Source organism: Streptomyces sp. SID3343 (genome assembly GCF_009865215.1).
Classification (GTDB): domain Bacteria; phylum Actinomycetota; class Actinomycetes; order Streptomycetales; family Streptomycetaceae; genus Embleya.
The window spans coordinates 1-4,971 of record NZ_WWJX01000053.1 but is presented as its reverse complement, the minus strand read 5'-3'; the positions used below and the strand labels follow the sequence as shown (position 1 = coordinate 4,971).

The window sequence follows — 4,971 nt, the reverse complement described above, 5'->3', positions numbered from 1 at the left end:
GACGACGAGACGCCCGAGGGCCCGCCGCTCGGCGTCCAGGCGTCCGCGTGGTCGACCTCCTCGCACCCCGGTCGCAGGCGCGCCGCGCGCCGCGAACGCCGGGGCCTGGGGCCGGAACTGACGGCCCGTGACAACGACGACCGCTACGCCGCGACCGGCGAGGTCTTCATCGTCGCCGACGGCCTCGGCGGCCACCCCGCCGGTTGGTACGCGGCCGACGTGGCGGTGCGCACGCTCGTGTCCGAACTCGCGTCCGCCGACCTGGCCGCGGGCTGGAGCGACCGGCTGGGCGCCGCGATCGCGCTGGCCGACCTCGCCGTGCGCAGGCACGGCGTCGCGCAGTACGAAGGCATGCGCACGACCGTGGTGGCCGCGGTCCTCCAGCACGGCAGGTTGCACCTGGCGGGTTGCGGTGACAGCGTGTGCTGGCTCGTCCGCGCAGGCCGGGCGTTTCGGCTCACCGAGCAGGGCAACGCGGCCGAGTTCGGCCGGCCCTGGCTGCTCACCTCGACACCGCTGGGCGGTTCGCAGGCCCCCGAGCCCGAACTCCAGCGGATCGAACTGCACCCCGGTGACCGTGTGGTTCTCGCCACGGACGGAGTCGGACACCTGCCCGACGAAACCGTGGCCGACCTCGTGCACGGCGACCCGTTCCACGCGGCAACCGCCCTTACCAGAACGGCCGTCGAGAGCGGGGACGACGACGCGACCGCGGTCGTGGTCGAATGCGACGCACTGCCCGTACCCGAGGGGCACCGGCCGGCCGCGGACCCTCGAGAACTACCCGAGGATGCGTCGACAGGGCCCGGGGCCCTACGGTCGAACGGCGGAACGGCCTGGTGACGGTTCACCGGGCAAGGATGGGCGATGCCCCACGGAGGGGCACGAGACCGGACGGATGGCGATGCTCGAACTGATCCTCACCGTGGCGACGTCTGACGACGCCGACCAGCAGGAGTCGGACCTGGCCCGGCCGCGCACGGTGAAGGTGCAAAGCGAGCCCGGCAAGAAGATCGCGATCGGCCGGGACCCGTCGCGCTGTGGCCTGGTCACGCCGAAGGACTGGCGCTTCGTATCGCGCGTGCACCTGGAGTTCGTGTACTCCCTGGAGCGCGGCTGGAGCGTGGAATGGCTCCAGGGCTCGCACCCACGCCCGGTCGCGCTCGTACAGATCGACCGCGAGGGCGTGTCCGAGCCGGTTCCGTACGGCGCGACGCTCCCACTCGGGTCGCTGCGTCCGGGGCGAGTCGTGGTCACCGATCTCGCCCGGCGGCGGCGCGTACTCGTCGAGTGGCGCGTCTCGTTGCCGCAACGCCCGGGCGAGGAACCGACCGAACCCGACGTGGGCGTGCCCGAGACCCAGGACGTCGCGCCGTTCGTGCTCCAGAACCGTCTCTCCGAGACGGAGATGGAGGTACTGGCCGCGCTGTCCTGCGACTGGGTGCACGGCCGCCCGGTCAAGCGCGCGAAGTCGACCAAGGAACTGTGCGAACTGCTGCACCTGTCCGCCGCGACGGTCGAGCGCTACAAGACGAAACTGCGCCGAGAGTTCTACAGTTCGGGTTTGTGCCCCGAGCTGAACTCCCTGCTCGGCCCGAACTATCTGGACACCGTGCGGCATGTGCACGGAGGCTGGGACCTGATAGCGCAGACGGCGGTCACGCACGGGATAACGGGTCGCGGCCCCTGCCCGTGTGGCGCCGACGCGCCGCATGCGGGCACCCGGTGAGTCCGGTGGCGGGGGCGCCGAGGGAGGGGACGAGAGGACGATGCTCGAACTGAACATGTCGTTCGACGCGGTCGCGGACGGCTACGAGGCGGAGCGCGACCCACTGCCGGGCCCCAAGAGCCTCCAGGTCCGGGGCGTGGTCGGCACCCGGCTGGTCATGGGCCGCGACCCCACTTCGTGTCGCCCGCTGCTCACGCCGCACGACTGGCTGTTCGTCTCGCGCAAACACCTGATCTTCGAGTACAGCGAAACCCGCGGCTGGACGGTGGAGTGGCCGCGTGGTCAACGGGACACCCCGTTGGCGATAGTGCGGATCCGGCGCGGCGAGACGTCACAGGACATGCCGTACGGCGCGATCCTGCCGCTGCCGCCGCGCACCACGGGGGGCATCACGGTCAGCGATCTGGCCCGCCGGCGCACCGTCGTGCTCGGTTGGCGCGCGATGCACCCGGGCGCGCCGTTGCCGCCCGTGGGCACCGGCCGTGACACGGTCGACCTCGCGCCCGACGAACTGCGCCGCAAGCTGCGCGGGGTCCGGCTGGAGGTGCTCGCGGCCATGTCGTGCGACTGGATCCACGGGCGGCCCACCAAGCGTCCCAAGACCACGGACGAGCTGTGCGACATGCTCTACATGGCCAAGGCCACGGTCGAGCGCTGCAAGACCGAGCTGCGGCGCGACTTCTACAGCTCGGAGCTTTGCCCGGAATTGAACCATCTCTTGGGACCCGACTACCTGGACACGACCCCGCACGTGCACGGAGGTTGGGACCTGATCGCACAGACGGCGGTCACCTGCGGCATTGTGGGATGTGAACCGTGCCCGTGTGCTCGGCGGGGTGGCCCGGTCGATTGAGCGGAGTGTCGGTCGAGGCGATTCGGTCGAAACGATTCGTTCGGGGCGGGTCGTTCGGACCGGGCCGTTCGAGGCGAGTCGTTCGAGGCCGAGGATTCGACCGCGGTCGCGACGCGGGATTGACTGTCGATCTGGAGCGTGGGGAGGAACAGGTGCTCGATCTCAACATGGCGTCGACTTCGGGGGCGGACGACGCGGCGACGGTTGCCATGCTGATGGCAAGCGCGCCGAGTCGGCCGGGAGCGGCGCTGGCGGTGGGTCGCGACGCGACGCGCTGTCATCTCGTGACGCCGGCCGACTGGCTTTTCGTGTCCCGAGTCCATCTGGAGTTCCAGTGTGACGACGACCAGACGTGGTGGGTCACGTGGCGTCGCGGATCGCAGAACGCTCCGGTCGCGGAGGTACAGGTGGACGACGGCGACACGCGTGACCTGCCCTACGGCGGAACCACGCCGCTGGGTCGGCCCGGTTCGGGCGAGGTGGTCATCCTCGACCTGAACGGTCAACGCCGCGTCACCATCGGCTGGTTCCTCGCGACCGACTGACCCGCTGATCCGCTTCGTACGGTTCGATCCGTCCCAGGGCCCGATCCACCGACGAATCTGATGGAAAGTCAGATCCGTTGACCCGCCTGCCGAGCGTCCACACATCGGACATCTGTGAACTCCTTCACAAGGGCGGCGGTAGGATCGGCCACGCGTCAGGCCACCTTGTCGTGTGTCTTCCACGCGGCCACCCGTCATCGCAGCACGCGAAGGAAAACCGTGAGCAAGCCCGTCGTTCTCATCGCCGAAGAGCTGTCCCCGGCCACCGTCGATGCCCTCGGACCCGATTTCGAGATTCGCCACTGCGATGGTGCCAACCGCGGTGAGTTGCTCTCCGCGATCACCGACGTGGACGCCATCCTCGTACGCAGCGCGACCAAGGTGGACGCCGAGGCGATCGCCGCCGCCGGCCGCCTCAAGGTCGTCGCCCGCGCCGGGGTCGGCCTGGACAACGTCGACGTACCGGCCGCGACCAAGGCCGGCGTGATGGTCGTCAACGCGCCGACCTCCAACATCGTCACCGCCGCCGAACTGGCCTGTGGCCTGATCATCTCGGTCGCGCGCAACATCCCGCAGGCGAGTGCCGCGCTCAAGAACGGCGAGTGGAAGCGCAGCAAGTACACCGGCGTCGAGCTGTCCGAGAAGACCCTCGGCGTGGTCGGCCTCGGCCGCATCGGCGTCCTGGTCGCGCAGCGGATGTCCGCGTTCGGGATGAACATCGTGGCGTACGACCCCTACGTACAGCCGGCCCGCGCCGCGCAGATGGGGGTCCGCCTGCTCACCCTGGACGAGGTCCTGGAGCAGTCCGACTTCATCACCGTGCACCTCCCGAAGACCCCGGAGACGCTCGGACTGATCGGCGACGAGGCACTGCGCAAGGTCAAGCCGACGCTGCGCATCGTCAACGCCGCGCGCGGCGGGATCGTCGACGAGATCGCGCTCGCCGCCGCCCTCAAGGAGGGTCGCGTCGCCGGTGCCGGGCTCGACGTGTTCTCCAAGGAGCCGTGCACGGACAGCCCGCTGTTCGAGTTCGACGCCGTTGTCGCCACGCCGCACCTGGGCGCGAGCACCGACGAGGCGCAGGAGAAGGCCGGCGTCGCGGTGGCCAAGTCGGTGCGCCTCGCGCTCGCCGGCGAGCTCGTGCCGGACGCGGTCAACGTGCAGGGTGGCGTGATCGCCGAGGACGTCCGTCCCGGGCTGCCGCTCGCCGAGAAGCTGGGCCGCATCTTCACCGCCCTCGCCGGCGGCATCGCCGTCCGCCTCGACGTCGAGGTTCGCGGCGAGATCACCCAGCACGACGTCAAGGTTCTCGAACTCGCGGCCCTCAAGGGCGCGTTCGCGGATGTCGTCGAGGACTCGGTGTCCTACGTCAACGCGCCGCTGCTCGCGCAGGAGCGTGGCGTCGAGATCCGCCTGACCACGAGCTCGGAGAGCCCCGACCACCGCAACGTGGTCACGGTCCGCGGCACGCTCGCCGACGGCGGCGAGATCTCGGTCTCGGGCACGCTCGCAGGCCCCAAGAACATCGAGAAGGTCGTCGAGGTCGACGGCTTCGACATGGACCTGGTCCTCACGTCCCACATGGTCTTCCTCCGCTACGAGGACAAGCCCGGCGTGGTCGGCGTCATCGGCCGCCACCTCGGCGAGGCGGGCGTCAACATCGCGGGCATGCAGGTGTGCCGTGCGGCCAAGGGTGGCCAGGCCTTGGTCGCGCTGACGGTGGACACCACGGTGAACCCGCAGATCCTCACCGAAATCGCCACCGAAATCGGCGCGGAGTTCGTACGGTCGGTCAACCTGGATTGAGTGACCGCGCTACGCGCGAGGTGACCGCGCTACGCGCG

The 4,971-nt window shown here is 70.0% G+C and carries 5 protein-coding genes; all 5 read left to right on the top strand.

Going from position 1 to position 4,971, the window contains the following annotated elements:
* On the top strand, positions 1-843 hold an 843-nt coding region (locus GT354_RS02345; RefSeq protein WP_161354476.1), incomplete at its 5' end, for a PP2C family serine/threonine-protein phosphatase.
* A 55-nt stretch (positions 844-898) separates the two neighbouring features.
* Positions 899-1,729 carry a hypothetical protein gene (locus GT354_RS02340; protein ID WP_161354475.1) on the top strand — a complete coding sequence of 277 codons (831 nt, stop codon included), beginning with the start codon at positions 899-901 and terminating at the stop codon, positions 1,727-1,729.
* Positions 1,730-1,769: 40 nt separating this feature from the next.
* Entirely contained in the window at positions 1,770-2,582 is an 813-nt protein-coding gene (locus GT354_RS02335; RefSeq protein WP_161354474.1) for a hypothetical protein, read from the top strand.
* Between the two features lie 152 nt (positions 2,583-2,734).
* Positions 2,735-3,127 (top strand): FHA domain-containing protein, encoded by a 393-nt coding sequence (locus tag GT354_RS02330; RefSeq protein WP_161354477.1) that lies wholly within the window; start codon positions 2,735-2,737, stop codon positions 3,125-3,127.
* Between the two features lie 219 nt (positions 3,128-3,346).
* The gene (serA, locus tag GT354_RS02325; protein WP_161354473.1) at positions 3,347-4,933 is read left to right on the top strand and encodes a phosphoglycerate dehydrogenase; all 1,587 of its coding nucleotides are present in this window, start codon (positions 3,347-3,349) and stop codon (positions 4,931-4,933) included.
* Positions 4,934-4,971: the final 38 nt, after the last annotated feature.